The 26,764-nt window shown below is 69.9% G+C and carries 19 protein-coding genes and 3 pseudogenes; 11 read left to right on the top strand and 11 right to left on the bottom strand.

Features of this window, described 5'->3' with window-relative positions; genetic code table 11:
- Nucleotides 1-325 precede the first annotated feature (325 nt).
- The 4 genes and pseudogenes from ACFV7Q_RS10000 to ACFV7Q_RS09985 form a co-directional block, all read right to left on the bottom strand.
- Nucleotides 326-553: pseudogene (locus ACFV7Q_RS10000) on the bottom strand (ATP-binding protein); the annotation flags it as partial.
- A 174-nt stretch (nucleotides 554-727) separates the two neighbouring features.
- Nucleotides 728-1,099, bottom strand: coding sequence for a peptidoglycan-binding protein (locus ACFV7Q_RS09995; protein WP_385426090.1), 372 nt, complete (start codon nucleotides 1,097-1,099; stop codon nucleotides 728-730).
- Nucleotides 1,100-1,931: 832 nt separating this feature from the next.
- A complete protein-coding gene (locus ACFV7Q_RS09990; protein ID WP_385426087.1) occupies nucleotides 1,932-2,540 on the bottom strand; it encodes a hypothetical protein in 609 nt (202 codons plus the stop codon).
- Nucleotides 2,537-2,821, bottom strand: coding sequence for a hypothetical protein (locus ACFV7Q_RS09985; protein ID WP_385426085.1), 285 nt, complete (start codon nucleotides 2,819-2,821; stop codon nucleotides 2,537-2,539). Before ACFV7Q_RS09985 ends, ACFV7Q_RS09990 begins: the two co-directional genes overlap by 4 nt.
- A gap of 1,126 nt (nucleotides 2,822-3,947) precedes the next feature.
- Between ACFV7Q_RS09985 and ACFV7Q_RS09980 the strand changes: the two genes are divergently transcribed.
- Entirely contained in the window at nucleotides 3,948-4,610 is a 663-nt protein-coding gene (locus tag ACFV7Q_RS09980) for a deoxynucleoside kinase (RefSeq protein ID WP_385426083.1), read from the top strand.
- A 585-nt stretch (nucleotides 4,611-5,195) separates the two neighbouring features.
- Here ACFV7Q_RS09980 and ACFV7Q_RS09975 read toward each other — a convergent pair.
- The 3 genes from ACFV7Q_RS09975 to ACFV7Q_RS09965 form a co-directional block, all read right to left on the bottom strand.
- The gene (locus ACFV7Q_RS09975; protein ID WP_385426080.1) at nucleotides 5,196-5,384 is read right to left on the bottom strand and encodes a hypothetical protein; all 189 of its coding nucleotides are present in this window, start codon (nucleotides 5,382-5,384) and stop codon (nucleotides 5,196-5,198) included.
- A 132-nt stretch (nucleotides 5,385-5,516) separates the two neighbouring features.
- Entirely contained in the window at nucleotides 5,517-8,732 is a 3,216-nt protein-coding gene (locus ACFV7Q_RS09970; protein WP_385426077.1) for a tetratricopeptide repeat protein, read from the bottom strand.
- On the bottom strand, nucleotides 8,725-9,183 hold the full coding sequence (locus tag ACFV7Q_RS09965) for a hypothetical protein (RefSeq protein ID WP_385426075.1): 459 nt from the start codon (nucleotides 9,181-9,183) through the stop codon (nucleotides 8,725-8,727). The genes ACFV7Q_RS09970 and ACFV7Q_RS09965 overlap by 8 nt, the downstream gene beginning before the upstream one ends.
- Before the next feature lie 861 nt (nucleotides 9,184-10,044).
- On the opposite strand from ACFV7Q_RS09965, the gene ACFV7Q_RS09960 reads away from it, so the two are divergent.
- Both ACFV7Q_RS09960 and ACFV7Q_RS09955 read left to right on the top strand, forming a co-directional pair.
- Nucleotides 10,045-11,187: a hypothetical protein gene (locus tag ACFV7Q_RS09960; RefSeq protein WP_385426072.1), complete on the top strand. Its 1,143-nt coding sequence runs from the start codon at nucleotides 10,045-10,047 to the stop codon at nucleotides 11,185-11,187.
- A gap of 711 nt (nucleotides 11,188-11,898) precedes the next feature.
- A complete protein-coding gene (locus ACFV7Q_RS09955; protein WP_385426069.1) occupies nucleotides 11,899-12,528 on the top strand; it encodes a class I SAM-dependent methyltransferase in 630 nt (209 codons plus the stop codon).
- Nucleotides 12,529-12,716: 188 nt separating this feature from the next.
- Here the strand turns inward: ACFV7Q_RS09955 and ACFV7Q_RS09950 are convergent, their stop codons facing one another.
- Nucleotides 12,717-13,760, bottom strand: coding sequence for an NlpC/P60 family protein (locus tag ACFV7Q_RS09950; protein WP_385426066.1), 1,044 nt, complete (start codon nucleotides 13,758-13,760; stop codon nucleotides 12,717-12,719).
- A 398-nt stretch (nucleotides 13,761-14,158) separates the two neighbouring features.
- On the opposite strand from ACFV7Q_RS09950, the gene ACFV7Q_RS09945 reads away from it, so the two are divergent.
- Genes ACFV7Q_RS09945 through ACFV7Q_RS09910 form a run of 8 tightly spaced genes read left to right on the top strand, consistent with a single transcriptional unit; the run spans nucleotide 14,159 to nucleotide 22,564 of the window.
- On the top strand, nucleotides 14,159-14,632 hold the full coding sequence (locus ACFV7Q_RS09945) for a hypothetical protein (RefSeq protein ID WP_385426064.1): 474 nt from the start codon (nucleotides 14,159-14,161) through the stop codon (nucleotides 14,630-14,632).
- Nucleotides 14,629-14,922, top strand: a complete 294-nt coding sequence (locus ACFV7Q_RS09940; protein WP_385426061.1) for a hypothetical protein — start codon at nucleotides 14,629-14,631, stop codon at nucleotides 14,920-14,922. Before ACFV7Q_RS09945 ends, ACFV7Q_RS09940 begins: the two co-directional genes overlap by 4 nt.
- 1 nt (nucleotide 14,923) lies before the next feature.
- Nucleotides 14,924-15,721, top strand: coding sequence for a hypothetical protein (locus tag ACFV7Q_RS09935; protein WP_385426058.1), 798 nt, complete (start codon nucleotides 14,924-14,926; stop codon nucleotides 15,719-15,721).
- Nucleotides 15,694-17,205 (top strand): hypothetical protein, encoded by a 1,512-nt coding sequence (locus ACFV7Q_RS09930; RefSeq protein ID WP_385426056.1) that lies wholly within the window; start codon nucleotides 15,694-15,696, stop codon nucleotides 17,203-17,205. Before ACFV7Q_RS09935 ends, ACFV7Q_RS09930 begins: the two co-directional genes overlap by 28 nt.
- A complete protein-coding gene (locus ACFV7Q_RS09925) occupies nucleotides 17,202-18,653 on the top strand; it encodes an SCO6880 family protein (RefSeq protein WP_385426053.1) in 1,452 nt (483 codons plus the stop codon). The genes ACFV7Q_RS09930 and ACFV7Q_RS09925 overlap by 4 nt, the downstream gene beginning before the upstream one ends.
- A gap of 2 nt (nucleotides 18,654-18,655) precedes the next feature.
- A complete protein-coding gene (locus tag ACFV7Q_RS09920) occupies nucleotides 18,656-20,251 on the top strand; it encodes an ATP-binding protein (RefSeq protein WP_385426050.1) in 1,596 nt (531 codons plus the stop codon).
- A complete protein-coding gene (locus tag ACFV7Q_RS09915; RefSeq protein WP_385426047.1) occupies nucleotides 20,251-21,987 on the top strand; it encodes a type IV secretory system conjugative DNA transfer family protein in 1,737 nt (578 codons plus the stop codon). The genes ACFV7Q_RS09920 and ACFV7Q_RS09915 overlap by 1 nt, the downstream gene beginning before the upstream one ends.
- A complete protein-coding gene (locus ACFV7Q_RS09910) occupies nucleotides 21,980-22,564 on the top strand; it encodes a DUF4913 domain-containing protein (RefSeq protein ID WP_385426045.1) in 585 nt (194 codons plus the stop codon). The genes ACFV7Q_RS09915 and ACFV7Q_RS09910 overlap by 8 nt, the downstream gene beginning before the upstream one ends.
- 124 nt (nucleotides 22,565-22,688) lie before the next feature.
- Here ACFV7Q_RS09910 and ACFV7Q_RS09905 read toward each other — a convergent pair.
- The 3 genes and pseudogenes from ACFV7Q_RS09905 to ACFV7Q_RS09895 all read right to left on the bottom strand — a co-directional run.
- Nucleotides 22,689-22,877, bottom strand: a pseudogene (locus tag ACFV7Q_RS09905) (hypothetical protein); the annotation flags it as partial.
- Between the two features lie 44 nt (nucleotides 22,878-22,921).
- Nucleotides 22,922-23,721 (bottom strand): IS5 family transposase gene (locus ACFV7Q_RS09900; RefSeq protein ID WP_385426098.1). Its coding sequence is split into 2 segments (ribosomal slippage): nucleotides 22,922-23,382 and nucleotides 23,382-23,721, totalling 801 coding nucleotides; the frame shifts between segments, so codons are not numbered across the junction.
- Nucleotides 23,722-24,111: 390 nt separating this feature from the next.
- A pseudogene (locus ACFV7Q_RS09895) lies at nucleotides 24,112-26,431 on the bottom strand (Tn3 family transposase); the annotation flags it as partial.
- Between the last annotated feature and the right edge of the window lie 333 nt (nucleotides 26,432-26,764).

The following is a 26,764-nucleotide window of genomic DNA, read 5'->3' as shown; positions in this document are numbered from 1 at the left end:
TGGGGCTGGTCGCGCCGCTTCCCCGGGGCTGGGGCGTCTGGGGCCCAGGCGGGGGCCTTTGTGGTGGGCGTGGCGCGTCCGGCCCCGGCGCCTTGGGCTTGGCCCAGGGTGGCCTCGGCCCCCGGTGCACAACGCCGAGGAATACGGACTTCCGCCGCCGACGCGCACGAAATGGTCGCCCCCCTGCCCGGGAAGGTCGCGCTGGTTCAGCAGGGCTGGGCCGGACCCATGGCTCTGTCTCCGCTCGCCGCGAAGAAGGTCGTCGGCTTTCCAGGATCGGAGGAGGGTTTGATTCCTGTAGTGAGCGCGAGAGCACCAGGCTCGCCTATGCATGGTCCTGATGTTGTGTGGCCGCCGTCTGCGCGAGGCGGTAGTACCCGGTTCCGGTGCCGATGGTGGCGCCGTTGCACGCGAGCCGGTCGACGATGGCCGCGCAGAGCCGCGAGTCGGTGAAGGCCTTGGTCCAGGCTGCGAGCGATTCGTTCGAGGCGATGGCCACGCTGTTCTTTTCCTTCCTCTCGGTCAGAAACTGGAACAGCCTCCCGGCGCCCCGCATCAAGCTCGGTGCGTGCGTGGCGTTGGCGCAGTGACCGGCCCGTTTGCTGGTTGACTGGTTCGGGTGGTGATGTGCCGTCACCACCCGAACCAGGTCCAGCGAATGAGTACTTCTCGAAGGGAGGTCAGGAAGCCCCTCGGCGTATTTCCGGGGTCGGTGACCCGAGGGGCGTTAGATGCCGTAGCCCATGAGGTACCGGCTCTTCGTCGGTATGTGACTCCAGCAGTCGAACGCGTTTGCCGGCTGTTCGTGTGCGATTGCCCTAAAGATGATGTCGCCCGTTTCGCGGCCTACGACGCCATCCACCTGCAAGCCCGCGCGGCGTTGCAGCTCCCTGACGGCGCTGTCGGTCCGGGCCCCCCAAATTCCGTCCGTAGCGACGACGTCGCCTGCGGTGCCGAGGCCGATCTGGCGTATGCCGTACTGAACGCAGTACACCGCCTTGCCCTGCATGCCGTAGCGGACGTAGGGGGCGCCGTACGAGGCGTGGGCGTTGCTGCCGGCTATGAGCACCGTTGCCCCCGCCAGGCCCAAGGCTCCCATTGCCCGTGCAATACGTGCTGTAACTGTGGAACGAATCCTCATGAAGATGCCTCTCGTGTTGCGGACTCCAGCCCCCAGAAGAAGTCCGGAGCAATATGGTGATCACGCTAGAGCTTGTTCGTTTAACGGGCTTGGTGACCGGACCCCATGCAGCGCAGGTCACCCGGAAGTCGCGGAGCGCGCCCGTTCAAGGCGGAGCGGCGAAACCTCGAAGCTCGCGCAGTCGCTGTTCGGTGGCGCGGTCTGCGGTGTTGCTGGGGTGTGGTGTGGTCCCCGCCCGGGATGTTCTGGGCGTCGGACCGTGCCAAGTCGTGGCCCGCCCTGCCTCTGGCTGGATCCACGCCGCGATGGAGCCGTGGGTCCGGGGCGGCGCCTGGTGTCGGACACGACAGTGCCGTGAACCCCTGTCCGAAGGGTCTGGGTAAGGCGTGTAAGGCGGGTTACTTGCTTTAGTTGTGGGTCGGGAGGATCCGGTGGAATTTATCTGACGGTAAATCAGGAAATACCGGAGAGCGTGCTGTTGCAGGCTTGAAGGCGTATTTGCCGCCACACGGCAGACCTGCAACACCGGGCGGTACTGGGCGGAGCTCGGCAGGGGCCGAAACGGGGCGCCGGCCTCGACGTGCCGTAGGCAGAGTGAGCGAAACGAGGTCTGTTTCGATGGAGCGAAGGCGAGCCGGAGCGGGCGGAAGCGGTTCGGGCGGGGGCCCTCCGGGTCGGCATCGTAGGTGCCGGCCGCGTGCCGTCCCCGCTCCGTGTCCCCGCCGGGGAACTGGTTCTCGCCCTCGTGTACGGGTACGCGGCCTGGGTGGGGTGCCCAACGCGCCCTGAATCAGTCTGTTGACAGTCCTTGCGGTGAGTTGGCGGGCCGCTTGTAGTACCGCCACGGGAACCATCCCGCGCCAACCGGAATCCAGCCTTCTGATTGCATCCGCCGGTGTCGCGCGGCGGACGGGAGGGGGACCCGGCAGTGTTCCCAGGGGTGGCCTGATGCTTCCACCTCGTGGAAGAAGGGGCCGTAGCCGATCATGTGCCAGCCGTCGCGGCCGGCTTCCTCCAGGGCGGCCATCTCGTTGAACGCGGACAAGCCGCTGAGGGTGCGGCGCTTGGCGGTGTTCGGTCCCTCGGCGGGCGGTGCCGATGGGCCCGTGCCGGCGGCCTTGTGCGCGAAGCGCTGCTGGGCGGCCTGGCGGCTCACTCCCAGGACGCGGCCCACCGTGTCCCAGCTGTGGCCGGCGGCCCTGGCGCCCTGAACGGCCTCGCGCAGCAGCCGGCTCGCCTCCTCTGCGCCGACGCGCGAGGCGTCCACCAGGCGCAGATAGCCGTGGGCGTCGTGTTCGAGCGAGTCGGCCAGCCCCTCGGGGGCGCCGAGGACGGCTGCCGCGATCCCTTCCCGGATCCGGTCCATCTCCACCGGGTGGAGCAGTGGCTCGCCACTCATCGGCGCAGTGCGACGAGAGGTTCGAGGGCGTCGAGGATCGCCTCGTCGCGGCGCGCCTGCTCGGCGGAGTTGCGGGCCGCCGCTCGGGCGGCGAGCCCGGCCGTGCAGGCGATGAGTGCGAGGCCCGCGATGATCAGGGCGACGGTGGCCGAGGTGCCGAGCCGGTTGCCGAACATCACCGTCATGGCCGGCAGGCCCACGGCGAGCGGCAGCGCGGCGGCCATGGATGTGGTGGTGGGAAAGAGGTCCCGGTGTCGAGCCTTCACATTCAAGATCAACATGCGTCAAGGAAACCTTGACGCGGCCGACTTGTCAAGAACTTCTTGACGTCCGACGCGTACCGCCCGCATCCCCTGGACAGCACCCGGACCTCGCCCGTCCCAGGCCCTGGGAGTGTGCCGCGGCGCCTTCGGGTGCGCGGGACCGTGGTGGACCGGCGGGTCGTTCCCGACGCCGATGGGTGTACTCCACCCCCTGCGAAGGGGAGGACGACCCGATCGAAAAGGCAGAGCGGACTGACCAGCCAGCAAGGTCCGCCTCGCCACGGACCGCGCATGCCACTTGCTCGCGTTCCTCCTGACCGCACGGCAGGCCGCGGACAGCCCGCGGCTCGTCCCCCGTGCTGGGCAAGGTGCGGGTACTCGCCTGCCGTCGGCCGTCCCCGCACCCGGTTCGGTGCGGTCGCCGTGGCTCCGCCATGGAACGAGGGCCAGCGTCGGGCCACGGGAGCCGGTCGTGCCCCGAAGGGTGGGGATTGCCCTTCGGCCTGCACGCGACCAGAGGGGGGACACGGCGGGCACGCGCCGGTGGACGAGTGGCCCCGAACGGGCCCGTCCGTCGTACGACCGTACGACGGAAAGGGCGCACTGGATGTCACACAGCGAATTGCCCTTGCCCGTGCCTTGCCCTTGCCTTGCCCTTGCCTTACCGGACCGGCCCTGGCGGTCGGCCTCACCACCCCCGCCGCTGCGCCTACGAGAGGCCAGTCCGAAACGCAGCGGCCGCAGCCGCCAAGTCGTCGGTCACGCCCAGAACGCAGAATGCCGGGCGGCACGGGCTGCCAGCGCGACCGTGAGCGCGGTTCCGGGCGGGTGGCTCGAGAGTCGGGCGCGGTGACGACACGGGGAGCGAGGTGCTAGGTGCCGGCGCTCCGGCCAGCGTGGTGCGAATCGTCATTTAAGCTTCAAGCCGACCGCGGAGCGGTGGCTCGCTGCACGCGGCAACCGCGCAGCGGTCACTCCGGCCGGTCGAGCGGGGAGGCCTGCGTCGGACACCTGGTCCGGACTGACGCCCCATGGCGCTGTTCATGAAGGTCCTGAAGCATCGGGTTACCACCTGGATTGCGTCGCTGGGATATGGGATGCAAGCCCCTCCCGCGAACAGAGGATTTCCAGGGAGAAGTGAGGTATGCCGGTGATCTGCGTCGGAGGCATGATCGGACTCGGTAAGACGAGCGTGGCCGAATTGCTCGCCAAGGAGCTGGGCAGCGAGGTCTTCTACGAGAGTGTGGAAGACAATCCGATCCTTCCGCTCTTCTACACGGCGAGCCCCGAGGAGATCCAGGCCAAGCGCTATCCCTTCCTGCTCCAGCTCTACTTCCTGCAGACGCGGTTCGCCTCGATCAAGGCGGCGTACAAGCAGGGTGACAACGTGCTCGACCGTTCGATATACGAGGACTGGTACTTCGCCAAGGTCAACCATGATCTGGGTCGGATCAGCTCCCTCGAGATGCGGGTGTACGAGGGACTGCTCGACGAGATGATGCGCGAGATCGACGGCCTGCCGTACCGCAAGGCGCCCGATCTCATGGTCTACCTGAAGGCGGACTTCGATACGGTGCTGCACCGCATCGGGCTGCGGGGCCGCGATTTCGAGCAGGACGAGAGCCTCGTGGAGTACTACCGAACGCTGTGGTCCGGCTACGACGACTGGGTGCACGAGCACTACTCGGCCAGCGACGTCCTCGTCATCGACATGAACCACACGGATGTGGTGAAAAACCCCGAGGACGCGGCCTACGTGGCGCAGGCGGTCAAGGACGCCCTGGCCGCAGCCAGGCGCCGGGGCTGAAGCCGTTCCATGCGGGCGCCTCCCGGCATGGGTCCTGGCCGCGCGAACCGTCGCGGACGACGACCACGAGCAGCGCAGGCCGCGGTCCACTGAGATGCGGACGTGGAGGCCGTGGACAGGGGAGGGCGTCGGTCTGCAGCGGGAACGGCATCACCTTCGGGTCTCGTTGCCCTTCCTCGTCGGTCGCGCCCAGAGCGGCCAGCCTGTGGCTGGGCGGCACGGGCTGCCAGCGCACTGCTTCGGCGCCGAGCACGTGCAGGATCGCCGTGTCGTTGTGGCCGCGCCCGGCAGTACGGTCCCGCGGGATAAGGCTCGAAGCTGAGCTGGGCCAGGAGGCTCTCGGTCAGTGTCGTGGCGGGGCTCGGCTTCCTCGAACGGTGCCACCGTGCACGCCGCAGGCAGTGCTCGGCCCGTCCGCCCCCCCCCCAGCGCATGATTTCATCTCCCCAGCCCGGTAGGCAGGGCGGCCAGGACCTGGCTGGTCACCGGCCCCTGGTACCGACCGGGCGCGGCAAGCATCCGCAGGGATGGGCCTGCAACCCATCCGCCGTCCTCCGTCGTCCGGACCAGCTGCTTCCGGCCGAGTCAGACCAGCAGCCGCTGCACCACCAGCCGGGACAGGCTCTTGGCCTGCGCCAGCTGCCGCTCACCCGCCGGCCTGCCCGCCCCGGCGATCACCTGCAGCAGCTCGAGCTCCCGCTGCGCCGCCTGCCCCCCCCGCTGAGACGGCCGGCCCCGGGAAGGCACCTGCTGCGCCAGACGGGTCAGCGACACGTGCGGCAAAGGCCCCACTGCCCACCGCACGCTGCGCCCGGGCGCGGCCGCGGCAGACTGCGCAATCTGGTCGGCGTCGGGTGGAGTCGCATCTGCCGGGGGAAGGGCTTCCCTTCGGCGACGCCATCTTCGTCACCATGGCCACCGGCCGTAGCGCGTTCGTTGCCTTGTGGTGATCTCCTGCAGCCGGGACAACAACAGGCGTGAGTCGTCCCGCGCGGCCCGGTGTGCCTCGAGGTCGTGCAGGGCGAGTCGTTCGCGCAGGGACACCGCTTCCTCGGCTGCGGCCAGGGCGTCCTCCGTACGACCGACGGCCACGTACGCCCGGGACAGTCCGTCGAGGCTACGCGCCAGGTGGGGTGCCCGTTCGGCGGTACCGGTGTCACCGGGCGGACGGCGCAGCACGGTGACCGAGCGCTCCAGCGGGTCCAGGGCGTCGGCCGGACGCCCCGCCAGCATCCGGCAGATACCGAGGGTGAACAGCGATCTGGCCGCTGTAAGCCCGTGGACGGCCGGTTCGGCTCCGGCCAGTCGCTGCCAGAGGGCTGCTGTCTCTTCCGCGGCGGGCAGCGCCTCGTGCGGCCTGCCCGAAACCAGCAAGGCGATGCAGAGGTTGTTGAGGCACCGCCCGAGTTCGGTCTCGTGGGCCGACGGGTTGGCTTGCGCCAGCCGGCGCAGCATCGCCACCGCCCGGACCGACAGCTCCAGTCCCTCGGCCGGACGCCCCGTTCGGACCCGGTTCAAGCCCAGGTTCCCCAGGGCGGTCGCGAGCGCGCGCTCGTGCGCCGCGGGGCACCCTTGCCAGAGCCGGGTGCGGAGGGCGACGGCCTCCTCGGCCTGCGCCAGTGCCTCCGCCGGGCGGCCGACCTCCGCCAGCCACTGGCCCCGGTTGTCCAAGGCCTGCGCGAGCGGCGGCTCGTGTGCGGCGGGATTGGCCTCGGCCAGGCGTCGCAGGACGGCGATCTCCTGCTCGTTCGCGGCCACCGCCTCTTCCCACCGGCCGGCCTCCGCCAGGTCCGCGCCGAGGCCGCACAGGGCGGCGGCGTAGCCGCGTTCGTGAGCGGCTGGGTTCTTGCGGGCAAGGCGGGAGAAGACCTCGACCGCCTCTCCCGAGGCCGCCAGTGCCTCGGTCCGGCGGCCGAGCGCGGCGAGGTCCCGGGAGAGGTTGGTGAGGATGTCGGCGAGGTCGGGTTCGTAGGTCTCCGGGTGCGCGGCAGCGAGGCGGCGCCGGATGTCCAAGCACTCGGCGGTGGCCTCCAGGGCCTCGGCCCGGCGGCCTTCGACTGCCAGCCAGGTGCCGAGGTTGTGCAGGGCGGAGGCGAGATGGCGATCGTTTTCCTCCGGGTCCGCCTCGGCCGCCGGGCGCAGGAGCATCAGGGCCTCGGAAAGCACCTGTCCGGCCTCGGCGCGGCGGCCGGCTTCGGCGAGCCAGAGGCCGAGATTGCTGAGTGCTTGCGGCAGGCCTGTGTCGTCGGACGAGAAGTCGGCCCAATCGCGCCAGTGCGCCACCGCCCGCTCGCTCGCCGCGAGGGCTTCGTCGGTCCGTCCTTGCCGCCAGAGGTAGTTGCCGAGGCCGTTCAAGGCGTGGGCGAGGTGGGGCGTGAAGCCCGCGCGTATCGTCGAGACGGCCATCTCCCAGTCCAGGACCGACTGTTCCATCGCGGCGACGGCCAGGTCGTACCGGCCGGCGTGCGAGTGACGGACGGCGATGTCCGAGCGGATGAGCGCCCTCAGCACTGGCCGCTGGGACTCGTCCTCCAGGGGCGTTTCGACGAGCACCTGCTCGCCGACACGGGCCGTCAGGGCGGCCATTCCCACGTCCAGGTCGACGTGGCGGCGGGCGGGGAAATGCCCGGCGATGGCCTGGCCCAGTGGCGTGTCCAGGTCTTTGAGCCGGGCGATGCCGGACAGCGCGGCACTCCCGGCGTCGACCGCGAGCTGGGGGTCCGTCCGCAGCAGCGGCTGGAGGTGGCGGGTCGTGACGTGCGGCCAGCGCTCGGCAGCCGCCGTCAGGAAGGTGACCGCTCGCGCGGTCCATGCGGGAGCGCGGTCGTCGCCGTCACGGTGGAGGAGGACCCGGACGGCATCCGCTGCCCACGGCGCGGGCGGGTAGTCGGCGTGGTGCCCCGGGAGGGTGAGGGCGATGAAGTCCTCGGCGAGGCGGTCAGGGTACAGGGGCTCCAGCACCACCGCCCCGTCCTGGCCGTGCGCGGGGCCCAGCGGCGGGTAGCAGACGGCGTGGTCGCCGCAGACCCGATCTACGGGACCGATGCCGAGCGACGCGAGTACGGCGGTGCCGGCGGCGCGGGGGAGCGGGCCGGTGGGTGCCGCCGCGAAGACGGCGTGCCGCATCACGTCGGGTGCGGTCCCGTACGTGCGCCTCGTCGGAGATAGGTCGTGGGTGCCGTCGCCGAAGAGCCGGGCCCAGCGGGCGTGCTCGCGGTCCAGGAGGTACATGGTCAGGTGCGCAGCGGCCCCTTCGGGCGGCGGGAGGCCGGCGGCATGGGCGTCGACGGCGACCAGCGCGGCCATGTGCACGGTCAGTGTGAGGCCGAAGTCCGGGTGGTCGAGACCGCCGGGGACCGGGACGGCCGCCGGGTCACGGATTCCGTAGCGGTTCGCGAAGGCGCGGCGGGCCGCCGCGAACATCTGCTGCCGCCCTGCGCCCTCGTCGGGATCCACCGGCTCCAGATAGCGGCTGGAGGTGCCTGCCTGCTGGTTGGTGAGGGAGGCCCGCAGGGCGGGCCACGCGTCCGCGGTGCGCGCGAGCAGTAGGACCCTGGCCCGCACCCCGGACCGGTGCAGGAGCGCGTTGCTGAGGAGCCACGTCAGATGGGTCTGGGGCCAGCGGTCGGCGTAGTCGACGATCAGCAGCACGCCGGCCGACCCGTCCGGGCGGAGGTCCTGGCTGCCGGGTGGCGGCAGCACGCTGCCCGGGCCGTGGGTGGCCGTCACCACCTTCCAGCCGGCGTCGACCGCCTCGGCCGCCAAGCGGGCGGCGAGCCGGGACTTGCCCTGTCCGCCGGGGCCGTGCAGCCAGCGTGCGGCGAGTCGGGGCCCGTCACGGCACCAGCGGTGCAGATCGGCCAGCTCTTCATGTCGGCCGGTGAACTCGACGACGGCGAAGCGGGCGTTGAGCATCCGGCTCGGCAGCTCGCGGAGGAACTCCGGGGCGACGTCCGGAGCGGGACGCCACTCCTCCAGTACGTAGAGCGGCACGCCGTCGCCGAAGACGTGGACGGAGGCGCCGATCACCCCGTAGGCGAATCCGCCGACAGCCGTGACGTCCTGCCGGACGGACGGGGGCGTGTCGGGCTGCCCGGTCCCCGGCATGTTCTGCTCAACCACGGTCCGCCTGCGTGGCTTCGCCATCCACCGGGGTGGCGGGGCCCGCATGGTAGTGGATGTCACCGCCCTGCACGCCGAACGCCGTGCCCCGGTCGTGCGCGGTGACGTGCTGCACCCAACCGGCTGCGCCCTGCGGCAGGGCAGGGCGTATCTCATCCAGGAGGGCCCGCAGTTCCCCGGCCACCGCAGGGTCCTCGCGGAGGAGGGCGAACAGTCTGCGGTTCCAGACGGGGACGAGCTCCCGACGCACGCCGGGACCGTCGGACTCGCTCACGACCAGCTCGGCATCGGCGTCCAACTGGTTCTCGACGGCCGCCTGCCGGGGTGGCTCACCCCGGCCCAGGAGCCTGGCGGTTCCGGTCCGGGCCGCTTCCCAGGCGTCGGTAGCCATCGCGGCCACCACGGTCGTGGCACCGGACAGGGCAAGAGCTGCAAGGGTCTGGTCCAGCACAGGATCTCCTCCACATCGAGAGCACGGACGGTGTCGACTACTGGGATCCGTCAGCGCAACGTGCGGGATCCGCGAAAGGATCCCGGGCCTTCGGCCCGCGCAGCCGTACGTCCGCGATCGCGAACACCGGGAAGGACGGAGTGCTGTGTCGCTGGCGTGCGAATGTCCGCCGAAACCATGCACTTCGTCCCGTCTCAATCCGAAAGACAGGGCCGGAGAGCATCTGTCGCCCAGTCCGCTGACCCTGGCCAGAGTGGTGCAGGCCGGGGAGGCGTCCCGCCGCTGGCACCAAGCGCAGGAGCACCGGGCGCAGGTGGAGGCCTCTGGACGGGCCGGTCGTCTGCTGCGGGAGGCGGTCGAGGTCACCGCCGGCGCGAGCGCGGCACGAGAATACCGGCCCCGACCCGAGCGCAGCACCGCGTGGTCGCGGCCGGGCCACGGAAGACGGCTGTGGCGGCGGAGCGGCTGATGGCGTGCGCGGTTCAGGAAGTTCCTCCCGAGCACGCCGGTGCCGTCCTTGCCGACCCGGCATGGCCTGTACTGCGGGCACGCCTGATGGGGGTCGAAAAGGCGGGTGAAGACCCGGCCGATGTGCTGGTGACGGTGGCCCGGCGACGGGAGTTGTCCGCAGGGGAGTCGATCGCCGAGGTGCTTACATGGCATCTGGGCGGATGGCGGGGGCAGCGCGGTGCGGCCGCGGACGCTTCCGCCACGAGCCCGTCGTCGACAGTCGGGGGCGGCACGGGGAAGCAGCGCCGCACCCACCCGTGAGGCGGGGGCAACTGCACCGAAGCGCAGGCCGCCTGGCGACGAGCAGCGCAAGGGCCCGAGGCGGGCCCGCTAACGAGGGGAGTGCAGCAGATGGCAACACCCGTGGAGGGGGATCCGTTCGCCGAGGCGGCGGGCGAGGCGGTGCAGACTGCCGTCATGTCGGTGCGGCTGGTCATGGCCATCGCTGATGCCGTGCGACGGCACCAGCAGCGGCGAAAGAGGGGAGCGGAGGAGGAGCTGCCGCCCGCTGAGGAAGCGAAGGAGGAGGCGAAGGCAGGGCTCCAGGATCTGCTACCCGCGGACATTTCCGTGGCCCTGATGGCCAGCGCGGACTGGCCGCAGCTCGCGCAGCAGCTCATGGCGCTCAAGCGGGCGGGCGTTGACCTGGAGCAGCTGATGCCGCGGATCGGCGAGGTCGCGGTGAGCGTACGCGACGCCGTTGCCGCGAACGAAGCTCGGGTCGCCCGTGAAGGCACGGGGGAGTGGGAGAAGATGCTCCGCGAGACGCTGCCGGCGGGCCCGGTGCGGGAGGCGATCCTGTCCTCGCCGACGTGGCCCGACATCGCGTCGACCATGGCGCGGCTGGACGAGCGCGGCATCGACGTGCGGAAGATCCTCGCCTCCGCGCACGACGAAGGTGTCGGCGTCGATCAGGCGGTCGCGAAGGTCCTGGCGGCCGGAGAAGTGCCGACGACGAGCAGGGACGCGCTCTTGGCGTACGGGCCGATGACGAAGGACCTCGATCTGCCGAAGGATCTCGACCTGTCGGACCGAGAGCGGGCCTTGCGTCAGCTGTCGATCGGGCCGAGGGAGAACGAGCACTTCGTGCAGATGGTGAGGGCGGCGATGCCCGGCCGGGACCGTGAGGTCGACTTGATGGTCGCTGCGACGCACTGGCCTCTCGTCGCTGCACGGATGGCCAAGATGGATGACGCGGGTCTGCCGGTGAAGGAGCATTTGGCCGGGCTGATGAAGGACACCTCCTGGCAGGAGGCGCGAGGGTCCCAGCTTGGCTCGCGCCTGACCCGGACAGCCGTTCATGTCCTGAGCCACCCGCCGGGTGAAGCACCGCCGATGGGGCGGCCGAAGGTCAGCACGTCGGCCGCGCGGTCGCAGTCGTCGACCGTAGGCCCTTCTAAGACTCAGGCGGCCAAGCAGCCGGCGCCCAATGTCTCTGCGGTGGCTACCGACCGCCCGGGGCTGCACCCGCCGTCGCGGGGTAGGGGCCGGTAGTTGGTGGTGAACGGCGTGTGCCGCACCACCATGGTTCGGGGGTGCGGCACGCGCCGTTCGTGTGGGTGGGTGTAGGTTCCGATTTCAGCTGTCGGCCGGTGGCGACGTGACCTGGTGTTTTGGGGTGTTGTCCAGGCTTCTTGTCGGGGGCTTTGTCCGGCCGAGCTGTCGGATTCTTCAGGCCGTGGCGCGGTGTTGGGTTTCGTGTCGGGCGGCGCGGCGGCCCTCAGCTGGGCCGCGATCTGCGCGACATCATCGGCGAAGTCGGCGATCAGGATGCGGGCGAGCTCCAACCGGCTCTCGTAGGCCACCATTCGGCCCGTCGTTGAGGCGTGGTACCAGCCCGAATAGTGTTTCCGGCCCCGGTACCAACGGAACTCGCGTACGGGGAGTCCGCCGGCGACCTCGTCCACCGGAATCCGGTCGAACGGGGCCTCGACCAGCCGTCCGTTGGCCCGCCGATACGTGACCCGGACCGTCCGACAATCTGTCGCGTCCGCGTCGCCTGCACCAGTCCCCATGGTCGCCCCTTCGTGCCCGATGTTGTTGACACCAGGACACTGGCCACCACCAGCGCTAACGTGAGCGGAAAAGCGGACAAACCAAACGAAAGGCTGGACCACGGACTGCCAGTGTGACGCTGGTGCCGGGGCGAGGGACGGCACGGGGCCGGAGAAGCTGCGAAGGTGCGCGGGTGTTAGCTTCCTTCCTATGGTGGAGCACCAGGAACAAACCAAGGCGGCCTACGACGGAGTCGTCGAGCTGTATGCGTCGATGTTTGCCAATCGCCTGGAGACACAGCCGTTCGCGCGGAACATGATCGGCACCTTCGCCGAGCTGGTGCGCGGGACGGGAATCCCGAGGGCAGCCGACGTCGGGTGCGGACCTGGACATCTGACGGCCATGCTGCACGACTTGGGACTGGACGCCTTCGGGCTCGACCTCTCTCCGGCCATGATCGACCACGCTCGGCAGGCCCATCCGGCACTGCGGTTCGACGAGGCGCGGATGGAGGCTCTGCCGGTCGAGGACGGCGCGCTCGGCGGCGTGCTGGCCCACTACTCAATGATCCATACCCCGCCCGGGGAACTACCCGCGCTGCTTGCCGAGCAGGTACGTGTCCTGGCGCCTGGGGGCCTGCTCCTGGTCTCATTCTTCGCGACCGACGGACCAGAGCCGGTCCGCTTCGACCACAAGGTGACGCCTGCCTATAGCTGGCCGGTGGACCAGTTCGCCGAATTGCTGGCCGGGGCTGGGCTCGTCACGGTCGCCCGGTTGATCCACGACCCGGCCTCCGAGCGGGGCTTCCTCGACGCCCACTTGCTGGCCCGCCTCCCCTAGAGCGGGGTGACAAACGCGACCTCATCTGCAAGGGCACCGTTGGTGTCGCCTCGATCCGCATCTGGCTCCAAGACTCCGTCACGTGATCACGGGGCAGGCCGTAGTAGAGACTCAGCTGGACGAGTCGGACGACAAGTTGATGACAAATCACTTGGACAACGACATCTCTATTCGGAACCTACAGTGGGTCAGGGGCGGGTGGCGCCGAGGTAGTCCCGCTCCGGCATGGCGGAGGCGAGGGGGACGATTTCCACGACCTTGCCCGTGCGGGGGGCGTGGAGGACGTTGCCGTCGCCGGCGTACATCCCGACGTGGTAGATGAAGCCGCCCTTGATCCAGAACAGTAGATCCCCGGGTTGGAGGTCGTTGCGGGAAACGGCGTGGTGGGATGTGGCGCCGTACTGTTCGGCGGCGGTCCGCGGCAGCTTGGTCGTGGGCCAGTAGGCGTACTGGACGAGCGAGGAGCAGTCGTAGCCGACGGTGATGGTGGCGTTGCAGCCGCCGTTGAGGTAGCCGTTGACGCCGTCGCACCATCCGGTCGTGGGGCCGCTGGGGGTGCCGCCGCCGTAGGAGTACGGGGTGCCCAGTCGGGTTGCCGCTCTGCGCAGTGCATCGGGGCCTGCACCCGTGCCGGAGACCTGTAGGGCGCCCGGTCCTTCGAACCGGTGCATCTCGGCGAGGATGCTCTGGACGTAGCCGTGGGTCTCGCCGCCTGCGAACGACTGCGGCGGTACCCCGCCGTAGCGTTCGACGGCACCCCAGCCCGCGTTGTACCCGGCCAGGGCGAGGGCGCGCGGGTCGCCTCCGTACCCGGACCGTTTGGCCTGCTTCAGCAGTGAGCACATCATCCTGCCCTGGGCGGTGACGGCATCGCCTATGTCCCAGGGGGAGTTCCGGCCGTTGCCGTCGGCGTCCACGCCCCAGGTGGCCCAGGTACCCGGAATGAACTGGGCCGGGCCCTGTGCGCCGGCGTAAGAGGTGGCCTCGGCCTGGCTGGTCTTGAACTTCGACTCGGCCCACAGCTGCGAGGCCAACAGGGCCGGAGTCATCTCTGGCTCCGGGCAGGCGGAGTCCGCCTTCAGGATCCACTCGCGGAACTCGGCGGGGACCCCCTGGAGGCCGCCGCCCCCGTCGGAGGCGATGGTCTTCGCCTTGCTGTCGACGAGCAGCACCGTCATCAGGCTCGCGGCTGCCAGGAAGGCAAGCGCTAAGACCGCGGCAGCGGCTCCCATCAGCGTCTTCACTTGTCCCCCCGATCGGTTGTTCCCTTGTTTCGTCGTGTCCGGTCGTGCGCGGTACTAGATCACGTCGTCCGGGCCGAGTGCGTCTTGATTTGCGGCGCTGGCGTGGGTGCGGCCGTACCGTGAGGTAGCGGTCCCTGATTTGCAGAGCTTTTCGGCCACTGCTTCCGTGGTGTTCCCTCTGGCGCCGTTGGCGTTTCGCTGGAGCTTGGCTGAGTTCCTTTGGTGTTCCCCCTGTCCTGGATACGGGCGTCGGCGCGCAGCGGCTGGTGGTCGCTGTTCTGGATCAAGGCATAATCGCACGTCAGGCTGACAGTGGGTCACGCTAGCCTCTGTAGTCCCACGGGCCCAGGTGCTGCTAGGCCGTGCATTGATGGGGGAGTTGAGCAGTGATCAGCCATGCGCAGACGGCTGCCAGGGACGGCACAGCGTTGAAGTACGCATGCATTCCGGTGCACTGCTTCGGGATTGCAGTCGCTACTGTCGCCGCGATGCTCGACGACGATTCGGGTGGCGAGCGGGCCCGGCTTCTGGCGCCAGGAGAGTCCGTTCCCTACGGCGCCGAGCCGGTTCTTCTGGCGGAGACCACCGTGTACGGCGCGAAGCACGTGGAGGAGCTACTACAGCGCTGGGGCCCCCTGCCAAAGCCGTGGCTGGTCCTCGTCTCCGACGCCCCGGTCCGCCCGGCGGCTGACGCGCGGTACCTGGTGCGTGCTCTCGAAGGCCGCCTGGCCGGGGTGGTGCGCGTGCCGTACCTGCCGGTGCTGCGAGCCGTTGCAGGCCCGGACGAGGCGCTGGAGCTGAAGGACGTTCGCTCCGCGGCGGAGAAGCTGCGGCGCACGATGGAAGGAACCACACGATGAGCATGACCATGGAGTTCTTCACGCTGGCCGACGGCCTCATCCCGCAGTCGAAGCCGACCCCGATCGACGGGATGAGTGAACCCGTCTCCAAGATTTTCGGCTACGGCCTGTGGCTGCTGATTCTCGCGGGGGTCGGAGGGACCGGGTTCGGTGTCTACAAGCTCGCGGTCTCGGACAAGTCGCGGTCGGGCGGGGGCTCGGAGCCGTTCAAGTGGATGGGCGGCGGGGTCGCAACGATCCTGCTGGCCGGTTCGCTGATCACCATCCTCAACGGCATTGCAGGGGGCTGACATGTCGCGTACCAGGGGGGCCTGGAACACCAAGGGCACGTGGATCGCCGGAGTGGCGCTCGCAGCTGTTCTCGCTCTTACTGGCTACTCGCTGCTGTCCGGGGAGGGCGGCGGTGAGGACGCGCCGACGAAGGGAGGAACCAGCCCAAGCGCGTCCGGCCCCGCCAGCCCGCTGCCGATGTATGCACAGCCGAAGGACTGGACGGAGCCGCTGCGCTGGAGTGCGCTGCCGCGTGGGGAACGCACAGACGAGCGCGGCAGCCAGGTGGGCTTCCCGCACACGCCCGAGGGCGCGGTTGGTATGGCGGCAACTGCCAACCGCAGCACCATCGGAGCGGGTAGGACTACCGTCGATGAGCAGCTGCGGATCTACTACTCGTACCTCAGCAAGGCTGACCAGTCCTCGCGGGCGGCGCAGCAAGTAGAGCTTGCCGCTGGAGAGACCGACAAGAACCTCGCCCAGGAAGCGGGCGTTCAGCCGGGCCAGCCGCTGCCGCCGGGTGCGTACGTGCGTAACCACGTTGTCGGATACAAGATCATCAAGTCGGCGTCTGATGAGGTCTCCGTGTGGCTTCTTGCGCGCGTGGTGCAGAAGACGGGCGAGATGGCGCAGGAGACCAGCTCGTACACCAGGACTCCGGTCGGAGTGCAGTGGCAGGACGGTGACTGGCGACTGACGATGGCTGCCACTGAGCGAGCGCAGCAGGCAACTCAGGGCCAGGAACCGCCGGCGATGGCCGCTCCTGGCGATGCCGTCTTCAACTCGGCTGGATGGACGGCGATCCGGGAGGCGTCATGAGAGGTCGCCTGACGGCCCTGCTGCTCGTCCTGGTCGCGGTGCTCGGCATATCGTTGTCTGCACCGCAGCCAGCGGCCGCCGACGGACCCATCAGTAAAGGGGCCTCCGCCGCGTGCAAGTTCAGCGGCGCAGGCCTGATGGACACGCTCTACAAGGCGGTCAAGAACGAGTCGCTGTGCGACAAGCTCGGCTCCGCGGTAGAGAAGAAGATCAAGCAGGAGTGGGACAACGTCTGGAAGGGTCCCCTCGGCGACATCATCAAGTCCGCCGAAGACGTGGCGAAGTTCATCCTGAAGAAGGTCCTCTCCGTCGCCCTCATGGGCCCGTCGCTGGACCTCAAGGGAACCGGCTTGTGGGGCGGGAAGTCATCGCTGTCCGGCATGCTCGTATGGCTGGGGCTGGTGATTGCCGCGGCCGGGGTGATGTGGCAGCTCGGCAAGATGGCGCTGACAGGTCAGGCCAAGCATGCCGGCAGGGCGATGCTTGGCTGGGTAGAGAACATGGTGCTGTCGATCATCGGCGTATCGCTTTTCGCGACCCTGCTGACGATCGGTGACGCCTTCAGCACCGGCCTGGTCAACGGTGTCTTCGAGGATGACGACCAGGCTTTCGAGCGGATCATTGCCGTGATGATCCCGAAGGGCATCGGCAACCCCGTCCTCATGCTGGGCGTGGTCCAACTGCTGGTGATTGTCGGTTTTGTTCAGCTGATCATGGTGTTCCTGCGACAGAGTGCCATTCCCATCATCTGCCTGCTCCTGCCGGTGGCTGGCGGAGGGCGGGCAGGCGGGGATGTCACCCGCCAGTGGGCGCCCAAGCTGATCACGAGTGGGCTCGTCATCGTGGCCTACAAGCCGATGCTGGCCTTGATCATGTGTGTCGGATTTGCCGAGTTCGGTCATTCCGAGACGCTGGCGGAGTGGCTGCGGGGCTGCGCCACCTTGATCCTTGCGATCCTCGCGCCCGGCCCGCTGAGCAAGGTCTTTGCGCCGTTCGGCGCGGCGGTCGGCGGCGGGATGGCTGCTGGCGGCATGGGCGGCGCTCTCGGTGCTGCCACGTCCTTCTTTGCCGGCAAGTTCGGCGGTGGTGACGGTGGCAGCGGCGGCGGATTCGGCGGTGGTGGTCGCGGTGGTAAAGGCCCCGACCCCCGAGACCCAGACCCCGACCCTGACCCCGACGGGCCGAACACGGCCGTGAAGTACGCCCGGTACGTCGAGCAGGAGAGGGCCAGGCAGGGCGGCGGGGACCGGCCGGTTCGCAACGAGACAAACGCGAGCGTGCCCAACCAGAGCACGGGCCCTGACGGCGTGGCGCGTGCGGGGACCGAGACCGCAACTACAACCGGCACGGCGACCACCACTGGTGCAGGCGCGGCCGGCGGGCCTGCGGGCCTGGCGATCGAGGCCGGCATCCAGGTCTTCGACGGGGTCAACGACACCATCCAGGGCGCGGGCGGACAAGTAGGCGGAGGCAATCAGCAGTGAGTGCTCATGAGGTGCCCCGCACCTTGATGGTCGAGGGCTTCCGGGTGCGCCGGAGCTTTGGGCTCGGCGGGCTGTCCAAGGGGGCGACGATCGTTGCTGCCATGGTGCTGCTGGCAGACGGCCTGATCGCCACCCAGGCACCGGCCACACTCTTGGTCACGCTGCCGGTGACGCTCGTCGTCCTCGGGCTGGCCGCCTCCCGCCGTCACGGGATGTCGGCGCTGGCCTACTACTGGGCGAAGGCGTCCTGGCGGCGGGCCTCGCGGGTCGAGGCCACGTCCTACCGGCGGCTGCTGCTGCCGCACCCGTATGCGCTGGATCTGCCCGGGGTGGGTGCTTCCTCCACTCTGATCAAGGCGCACGACCCGACCACGGGCCGGAGTGTCGGTGTCGTGCACGACCGGGTGACGGGATACATGACGATCAGCACGCTGCTCGCCCCCGGCGGCAGCCTGATGGCCCCCACCGGGGCCGTGCAGAGCAGCCTGCGTACCTGGTCGTCGGTGCTGGAGGCGATGAGTACGGACGAGCAGGTCAAGGGGGCCAGCGTCACCATCCAGATCACCCCCGGTGCCGGCGAGGCCCTCGGCGATGACGTGAACGCCCGCACGGATCCGAACGCGCCGCGTCTTGCGAAGCAGATCGTCGACGAGCTCGTGCGGACCACCCCGCACGCCACCGCCTCGGTGGCGCCGTGGATGTCGGTCACGGTGGACCCCAACGCCTCCGTGAACCCGCCGGTCGACCTGGCCGAGCAGGTCGCGGAAGCGCTCAAGGTCGTCGATTCGCTGGACCTCTCCGGCACTGGGACCGACATCGAGCGCCGCGCCACCGACGTCGACCTGCGCCGCCTGGTGCGATCTGCGTACGACCCGGCCGTATTCAATGCCCGTGACGCGGAGTTCGAGGACCTGTCGTGGTCGGAGTGCGGGCCGCAGGCCGCCGACGACAACTGGGAGGAGTACGCGCACGACGGAGGCGTGTCCGTCTCCTGGGTGCTGCGCGAGATGCCGCGCCGCCCCTTGCCCTACAGCGTGCTGCTGCCGCTGCTGGCCCCCGGCCGCTACCAGCGGCGCATCACCCTTGCCTACCGGGTGCTCGATCCGCACGAGGGTGAAGCCGTACTGGAGCGGGAGATCAGCCACGCCTACCAGCGCGAGCAGGCAACCGCCGAGGTCAAGGGCCGCGCGAAGTGGTCCCAGCGGGCCGACTCCCGCCGGGCGGAGCAGGCAGCCGCCCAGGTCGCCGGAGGCGCCCAGGTCGTGGACTGGACGCTGATGGTCACCGTCACCGCCCGCAACACCGCCGACCTGCCAGCCGCCCGCCAGGAGATGGAGCGGGCCGTGAAGGCCACGCGCGGCATCCGGATGCGCCCCGCGTATGGAGCCCAGTCCGCTGTCTTCGCAGCCGGGCTCCCCCTCGGCTACAACCCGCTGGTGAAGGACTGACGATGGCACGCAAGCCGAAGCCGCCGGCGGTGACCACGCCCAAGCGCGTGACCCGCACGGTCGAGGAGGGCCCCACCCGCGAGGAGCGGCAGGCCCAGAAGAAGCTGAGGGCCCGGTTCGCCCCGAGGCTCGGCTGGGGCGGCCGCTTCGGCGGCCGCGTCCCGGTCGAGGATGCGGGCACCGTCTACACCGGCCCCAGCACCCAAGTCGGCAGCATCTACCCGTTCCTGCTGGGCAGCGGGCTGCCGCCGCGCGGCGTGCCGGTCGGACGGGACGTGCTGACCGGGGAACTGGTGTGCATCGACCCGTCCGGCTGGACCGGCAAGCTCACCACCAACCCGGGCGTCTGGGTTATGTCCCAGCCCGGCGCGGGCAAGAGCGCGCTGGTCAAGCGGGTGTGCCTGGTCTACTCCGCCTACGGGCACATGGTCTGCGTCCCGGGCGACGTCAAGGGCGAGTACTCGGGCCTGATCGGCGAGCTCGGCGGATCCGTCGTTCGGATCGGTGACGGCATCGGCCGTATCAACCCGCTGGACTCCGGGCCGCTCAAGGGCCGTGTGGCGTCGCTGCCGGTCGAGCGGCGCCAGGCACTGCTCGACGTCCTCAACGGCCGGCGGCTGGAGACCCTGGTCGCCTTGCTGTCCACCAAGCACGGCCTGGGCCGCACCCCGGACGAGATTGAACGCAGCGCGCTGGACACGGCCGTCCACGTCGCTTCCGCCGCCCAGGACCCGGGCAGCGACCCGATCGTCGCGGACGTCGTGCAGGTGTTGCGCGCGGCGCCGGAGGAGCTGCGTACCAAGCTCGCTGCCGAGGGCGACCGGTACCGGGACCTGACCCGGTCGGTCATCGCCGGGCTCGACAATCTGATCGGTGGCCCGCTGCGCGGGCTCTTCGACGGGCCCACCACCACACCCCTGGACATCAACGCACCCGCGGTCTCCGTCGACATCAGCGCCCTGCGGGCGCGCGGCAACGACGTCGTCAGCGCGGGCATGATCGCCACGTGGGCATACACCTACAGTTCGATCGACTCGGCACGCTCGATCGGCCTGATGGACCGCAAGCTCGTTCTGCCCATGGACGAGATGTGGCGGGCCCTGCGGTCCGGCCCGGGCCTGGTCGACGCCATGGACGCCATCAGCCGCCTGAACCGCACCACTGACGACGTCACCATCTACGTCACCCACTCCCTGCTCGACGTCGAGGCCCTGCCGACCGAGCAGGATCGGGCCAAGGCCCGCGGCCTGATGGACCGCTGCGACACCTGGGTGATCGGCGCGTCCTCCGAGGAAGAGCTGCGGCGCGTGACCGGCAAGCGGAGCCTGACCGAGCAGGAGCGCATGATGATCAGCTCGTGGTCGTCGGCGACCTCCACGGGCCTGGACATCGACCCCACCGTACTCACTGACGAAGACGACGTCCGGCCGGCCGAGGAGGAAGGCACCCGCCACCCGGGCCGCGGAAAATACCTGATCAAGATCGGCACTCGGCCGGGGATCGCGGCGGCCCTGGAGCTGACCGGCACCGAGAAGCGCCTCTACCGCACGGACACCAACACCCGCCGGGCGACAACGACCACTGGGGGTGGTGCCTGATGATGACCGAGAACGACCGCGCATGGCTCCTCGGAGGCATCCTCTTCGGCGGGGTGGTGACGCTGTCCGCGTCCACCTGGGCGGGGGCGGCGGCCGGCGCCGTACTGACCGGCGGGGAGGTGGCGCCCGTCTCCCCTCTGACCGTCTACCGGATGGCCAACGACTGGACGGCAGTGTGGCCGGACTCGCCGGTCGCCTCCGCCGTCGGCGCGTCCCTCCTGGACGTGGCCGTCGTCGCCCTGGTCGTGTGGGGTCTGAGGGTGACGTTCCGATGGTTCCGCAACCCCTCCAGCCTGGCCACCCTCCACCAAGTCCGCGACCTCACCCCCCAGCACGCGGCGCGCACCGCCACCCGTTTGCGCGCATCCTTGAGGAACCGCAAGCCGAAGGAGGTCGAGCCGCGGGACCGCGGGGTCCTGCTGGGCGACCACATGCCGTCCGGTGTCGAGCTGAGAGGCTCGGACGAGGACACCTACATTGCGGTGATGGCTCCCCGCGCCGGCAAGTCCACCGCGCTGGCTATCCCCGTGGCGGAGGAGGCCCCCGCGGCCCTGCTGATGACCTCCAACAAGGCCGACGTCTTCGCCGCCACCCGGATCTCCCGGCGCCGGCTCGGTGAGACCTGGACCATGGACACCCAAGGCGTGGCCCGGGCCGAGCGCGAGATGTGGTGGGACATGATCGCCCAGGCGGAGACGCTGGAGGGCGCCGAGCGCCTCGCCTCCCACTTCGTCAACCAGATCACGTCCGAGCAGGCAGACCCCTTCTGGTCCCAGGCGGCCGCAGACCTCCTCGTCGGGCTGTTCCGCGCGGCCTACCACGACGGCGGAACCGCCCGCGACGTCATGAAGTGGCTCAGCGACCCCAAGGAGAAGGCACCCCTGCGCGTGCTCTACCAGCACGAGCCCGTGCTCGCGGAGCAGGTCGACTCGTCGGTCAACATCGCTGAGGAAACCCAGTCCGGCATCTACCAGAACGCCCGCACGGCCATGAGCGCCCTGCGTGACGAGAAGGTCCTCGCGTGGGTCACCCCGGACAAGCACCGGCCGCGCTTCGACCCCGAGCACTTCGCCACCAGCAAGGACACGCTGTACCTCTTGAGTAAGAAGGGCGGACCGTCGAGCGCGATCGTGGCCGCGCTCGCCGACGCGGTCTTCACCGCCGGCGCCGAGGCGGGCGAGCGCCACGGCGGCCGCCTGCCCGAGCCGATGCGGGCCGTCCTCGACGAGGCCGCCAACATCTGCAAGATCGCAGACCTGCCCGACCTCTACAGCCACCTCGGCTCCCGCGGGATCACCCCCTTCGTGATCCTCCAGAGCTACCGGCAGGGCGTGAAGGCGTGGGGCGAGGTCGGCATGGACTCTATGTGGTCGGCCGCCACCAAGAAGATCATCGGCGTCGGTATCGACGACGCCAAGTTCGCGCAGGACATCAGCACCCTCATCGGCGCCCACTACGTCGACCGCGGCTCGTACTCCAAGAGCAAGGAAGGCTACAGCCGCAGCGTCTCCGAACAACGCGAGCAAGTCCTCGACCCCGCCGAGATCCGCGCCATGAAGAAGGGCAGCGCCCTGCTGATGGCCACCGGCATGCCCGTCGCCCAGCTCGCCCTGCGCCCCTGGTACGAGGAGGAGTCCATGGCCCACCTCGGCCCGCAGATGGCCGCCGAAGAGCTCTCCATCACCAAGCGTGCCGTCGCCGAGCACGAGGCCCGGAAGGCGGCCCGTCGTGCCTGACCCGGAATTCGAAGTGCCTGTCGGGCTGTTCCAGGACATCGAGGACCTCAAGGCCCAGCTTGCCGCACTGAACGCGCAGGTCAAGGCTCTGACCGAGGGTGCCGACGGCGACGTGGGCGAGGCCTCGGCGGACGACGACGCGGACGCCGGCGACGAACCCGAGGAAGACGCTGAAGCCGAGGACGACGACTGGCAGTTCCCGCCCTTCATCCTGCTGCTCGACCCGCCGCAGTACGACGAGGAGCTACGCGCCCTGATCGAGTGGGTGGAGGGAGTACTCGTCCCCGGCTACCTGGGCGAGCCGAGCTCTGACGCCCGCTGGTGCCACCTGTGGTTCGAGCACCCCGTCGCCATCGCCCGACTCCACGCGCTGTGGCTGGCCTGGCAGGAGCTGACCGACCCAGCCACCTGCGGCTACACCGGCCCCTCAGCGTGGCACCGTGACCACCTCGACCCCTGCCTACGCGAACTGCGGGCCTCCACGGGCCCGTTCGCAGGCTGCACCAAGGGCGAGCACCAGGTCGACCACCGCATGCCCAGCACCGTCCCCAGCGCCTGGAACCGCCCAGAAGACTGAGAACCCCTGCCCCTGTCGGCGAAGCCTTCCGACAGGGGCAGGCGCGATCACCTAGACGCGTGGCCGCGGTCGTCTTCATCGGCCCGTGCGGCGTTGGGACCGAGCTGTCGAGCGCCGTGCCGGATCAGCCTTCGGCAAACCGCCATCGCCGCCTCTTCGGGCCCGAACCGGTGTGGATCGCGTCGATCAGTACGCGGCCGTCAGGGGAGAATGCGGAGGCGCGGACGGTGATCTGCCCGTCGTCGCCGACGGTGGCGAAGCCGGCCAGCGGGGCGTTGCAGAGGCCGCCCAGCTGGCGCAGGACCGTGCGTTCGGCGGTGGCCTGCCGCTCGGCGGCGGGGTCGTTAAGACGTCATCTCATTTGGCGAGTCTGCGGTAGCAGATGAGGGTGCAGGCGATGCTGGTGAAGGCGAGGAAGTGTTCGGCTTTGCGTTCGTAGCGGCGGTGGAGTCGGCGACAGCCGGCGAGCCAGGCCATGGTGCGTTCGATGGTCCAGCGGTGGCGGCCCAGCCGCTGCGATGACTCGATGCCCTTGCGGGCGATGCGGTGTGTGGTGCCGCGTTCGCGTAACCATTTCCGCAGGTGGGCGTAGTCGTAGCCTTTGTCGGCGTGGAGCTTGGCGGGCTTGCGCCGTCGGCGCCCGCGGCGGGAGCGGATGGGCGGTATGCCGCGAACGAGGGGTTCGAGAGCCTGGCTGTCGTGCAGGTTCGCGCCCGAAATTCCGACGGAGAGGGGCAGACCGGTCCGCTCAGTGATCAAGTGGATCTTCGAGCCGTACTTGCCTCTGTCGACGGGATTCGGACCTGTCAGGTCCCCCTTTTCAGGGCCCGCAGGTTCACCGAGTCGATCGCGCAGCGGGACCAGTCCAGCTCGCCGCGGGCGCCGAGCTCGTCGAGGACCAATCGGTGCAGCTTGGCCCAGACGCGTGCCTTCGTCCACTCGGAGAAGCGCCGGTGGGCTGTCGCCCCCGACGGCCCGAACGATGCCGCAGGCAGCTGCTGCCAGGTACAACCCGAGGTGGCAACGAACACGATCGCAGCGAGCACCTCCCGGTCACCGTGCCGGCGCCGACCACCACCCTGAGGCCGCGACGGCGCCTCCGGCACCACCCGCTGGAACAGCACCCACAACTCATCCGGCACCAGCCGCTCAACAATCCCCACCGCGACCGACAGCCTACCCAAGCGTCCAAATGAGATGACTTCTTAGTCGGCCTCGTGCGTCAGGGCGCCGGCGAGGTTGGCACCGAGGCCGTAGCCGGGGCTGTCGTCGAGGAGTTGCCTGCGCTTGGTTGGAGCGCTGGGTGGTGCGCGAATCCTTGTGGTCGGCCCAGCTCTGCACCTTGTCCGGGCGTGCGTCCGGCTTGGCCAGGGCGTGGGTGACCCCGTCACGTCACCCTTGACGCCATGCGGGAGCGCGCCGGGCGAGCGCGGCACACAGACGCCAGACGGCCGCTTCGTGGAGCTGGCCCGGTGGCCGTGCAGAACAGCCACCCCTCGGTGCGTCCGTCGAGGTAGTCCTGGAGCGCGTCCCAGGTGACCGGCAGGAATGTGCAGCGAGTCGCGCGGGGTGCCCGGCACCACCATCTGCCCGATGCCAGCAACCTGGTCATTCACGGCATTCAGCCACGTGATGCCGCGCTTGAAGTGGTAGTACTTGGGCGACGGCCCGGCGCTGATCGTGCGCTTGGGCACCACGAACCGCAGCCCGTCCACCGAGGCCAGCAGGCCCTCGCCCCAGTGCGCGACGATCGGCACCCGGCTCTGGGCCGTGATGAGCCTGGCGTTGGCGGCGGCGATCGTGTCGGCCCGCAGGTAGTACTGGTTCACGTGCGCCAGTCTGGCCCGGTCAGGGCCTCGTCGTTCGCGTCGATGACCGGTGTGTAGCCGATGTTGCACGCCTCGGAGACCAGCAGCGCCACCAGCGAGGTCTTCAGGTTCTCCATCCGGGTGCGGCCGTCCCCGAGGTGGACGAAGGCGTCCAGGAACCCGGTCCACCCATCGACCTCGAACAGCAGGTCCGGCAGGTCGATCCGTGGCAGCATCGCCGCGGTGGTCCGGCGCAGCCACTTCAGCGACTTCGACTCGCCGAGCGCGCCGAGCCGGTCCACGTTCAGCTTCAACCGGCCGTTCGGCTGCACCTCGAAGGACAGCTTCGCCTCCTGGCCGGCCTCCTCCAGCCGCTCGGCCATCAGCTGCCAGGCCGCGTCCAGCGCCCGCACCGCTCGGCCAGGTGCTCGGCCACCGGCTGATCCAGGCTCAGTCCGTGCAGCACGTCCGCCTGCACCGCCTCCCACTGCGGCCCGTCCAGCAGCCGGGCCCTGGGGTCGGACCAGCGGTTCGACGGGGAGGCGAACACGTCGCGCCGCCCGAGCGCCCGGTAGAGCTGTTCCAGCACGCACACCACGTAGGCGTCGCGGTCCACCGCCCCCTGCGGCAGCTCGGGGTTGGAGAACACCGCCTTCTTCCACGCCAGCGGCACGAGCTTCTGGTCGATCTCGCGCGGCAGCAGCGGCTTGGCCTTCACCTTGCGCCGCGACAGCGCGGGCAGGCGCTTCACTGCCTCCAGCACCCGCTTGCCGCCAGAGGCCGCGCCCAGCGCCGAGGATTCGCCGAGCAGGGACAGGAACGGGCGCACGGTGTTGTAGCGGCCGGCCAGCTGGCGGCGCATCTCCGCCTCGGTCTCGTCATCGCCCGGCGGCAGCATCTCGTCCAGCAGCCGGGCCGCGGCCTCGACCTCCTCGCGCGGGCCCACCTCGGCCTCCAACGCCAGGAACATCGCCGCCGCGTCCAGGTCGGCGCCGGCCTCGCAGGCCAGGTCCAGCTGCCCGCTCCACAGCCGCCAGGCCGCCCGCACCGCACGGGACGCCTTCGCCAGGCGGGGCCGGGCGGCCAGCCAGTCCTTGTCTGTGGCCCGTTTCGCCGCGTTCAGCAGCTTCACCTGCATCAGCAGCGCGAACACGTCCAGCGCGTCGTCGATCGCGGATGCCTCCAGGTGCCGCACCACCGAGGTCAGCAGCGCGGTGCGCTTCGGCTCGGGGTGCGCTGAAGGATCGGTGCCTTCGAGCCGAGCCCGACCCGGGCCAGCGTCGCCAGCTGGTTCGGCGGCACCTTGTCCACCTTCACCCGGCCCAGCCGGAAGGCGGAGATCGCGTCCACCCGCTCCAGGGCCTTGGCCATGCTGGTGCCGGTCGTGCGCGTCGGCGGCCGGCGCAGCCGCTCCAGCTCCGACACCCGCCGCCCCTCCGGCACTTCGAGCAGCGCAACCAGGTCCCCGGGCAGCGCGCCGTCCGCCCGCCGGGTCGCGTTCGCCACGGTCGCGTGCAGCCGCATCTCCGCGACCTTCCGCACCTCGGCGACCTGCCGGGCCAACACCGAGACGCCCGGCAGCAGCACCCGGTGACGCCGCAGCCAGCCGACCGCCTGGTTGAACAACGCCACCGGCCCCTCGGCGTGCGTCCACGCCCGCCCGTGCAGGAACGTACGGAACTTCCGGCCCCACTCCGCATCCTCGAACTGGTGGTAGCCGTAGGCGTCCCGGATCTCCCAGGCGTGCTCGTACGCCGTCATCTGCCGCTCGGTGTATCGCTTCACCACCGAGGGGTCCTCGACGCCCAGGTGCTCGGCCACGTACGCAACCACCGGCCACGGCACGTCCAGCGGGTCCTCCAGGAAGAGCCCCAGGTACCGGACGGTGCACATCTGCAGCGCGAAGCCCAGCCGGTTGTGATCACCCCGCCGATTCCCGATCAGTCTCCGGTCCACGTCATCGAGGTAGAAGGCTCCGCTCCATCTCCGGGCGCGTCGGCTCCTCAACGAACCGTCCGTACGCCTCGGCCTGCTCATCAGTCAGAAACTCCACCGGCACGCGGCGGACGGTAGCCCCCGACCGACCCGCTCATACGATCTCCCGCCGAAACCCGGCCCCACAGGCGATCACTGTGGTAGGCGGCAAGATCGTCCCTTAGCGCTAACGGCTGTTCCGCTGATCCCCGAGGCCGAACACTGCACGCGACACCGCCGCCATGAACGCCGCACGAGCGCGTGCGGCGTTCATGGCGGCGGTGACGGGGAACGTCGAGGTTGGGGCCGGTCGTGAGTGCTGGCGCCGCCCCGGCCGGCGGCTGAGGCCCAAGCCCCTGCCGCCCGAGGTCCGGGTCGGCGGCCCGACGTGCAGAAGCAGTCGAACAGGCTTCAAACG

Origin of the sequence: Streptomyces sp. NPDC059851 (assembly GCF_042732005.1) — a bacterium.
GTDB lineage: Bacteria > Actinomycetota > Actinomycetes > Streptomycetales > Streptomycetaceae > Streptomyces.
This window is presented reverse-complemented; position numbering and strand designations above follow the sequence as displayed.

What these genes read in the sequence shown, in the direction of transcription:
- ACFV7Q_RS09920 (WP_385426050.1), top strand. Translation starts at nt 18,656, where the DNA reads ATGGCACGCAAGCCGAAGCCGCCGGCGGTGACCACGCCCAAGCGCGTG.
- ACFV7Q_RS09935 (WP_385426058.1), top strand. Translation starts at nt 14,924, where the DNA reads ATGTCGCGTACCAGGGGGGCCTGGAACACCAAGGGCACGTGGATCGCC.
- ACFV7Q_RS09960 (WP_385426072.1), top strand. Translation starts at nt 10,045, where the DNA reads ATGGCAACACCCGTGGAGGGGGATCCGTTCGCCGAGGCGGCGGGCGAG.
- ACFV7Q_RS09930 (WP_385426056.1), top strand. Translation starts at nt 15,694, where the DNA reads ATGGACGGCGATCCGGGAGGCGTCATGAGAGGTCGCCTGACGGCCCTG.
- ACFV7Q_RS09940 (WP_385426061.1), top strand. Translation starts at nt 14,629, where the DNA reads ATGAGCATGACCATGGAGTTCTTCACGCTGGCCGACGGCCTCATCCCG.
- ACFV7Q_RS09950 (WP_385426066.1), bottom strand. Translation starts at nt 13,760, where the DNA reads ATGGGAGCCGCTGCCGCGGTCTTAGCGCTTGCCTTCCTGGCAGCCGCG.
- ACFV7Q_RS09915 (WP_385426047.1), top strand. Translation starts at nt 20,251, where the DNA reads ATGATGACCGAGAACGACCGCGCATGGCTCCTCGGAGGCATCCTCTTC.
- ACFV7Q_RS09990 (WP_385426087.1), bottom strand. Translation starts at nt 2,540, where the DNA reads ATGAGTGGCGAGCCACTGCTCCACCCGGTGGAGATGGACCGGATCCGG.
- ACFV7Q_RS09980 (WP_385426083.1), top strand. Translation starts at nt 3,948, where the DNA reads ATGCCGGTGATCTGCGTCGGAGGCATGATCGGACTCGGTAAGACGAGC.
- ACFV7Q_RS09985 (WP_385426085.1), bottom strand. Translation starts at nt 2,821, where the DNA reads ATGTTGATCTTGAATGTGAAGGCTCGACACCGGGACCTCTTTCCCACC.
- ACFV7Q_RS09955 (WP_385426069.1), top strand. Translation starts at nt 11,899, where the DNA reads ATGGTGGAGCACCAGGAACAAACCAAGGCGGCCTACGACGGAGTCGTC.
- ACFV7Q_RS09995 (WP_385426090.1), bottom strand. Translation starts at nt 1,099, where the DNA reads ATGGGAGCCTTGGGCCTGGCGGGGGCAACGGTGCTCATAGCCGGCAGC.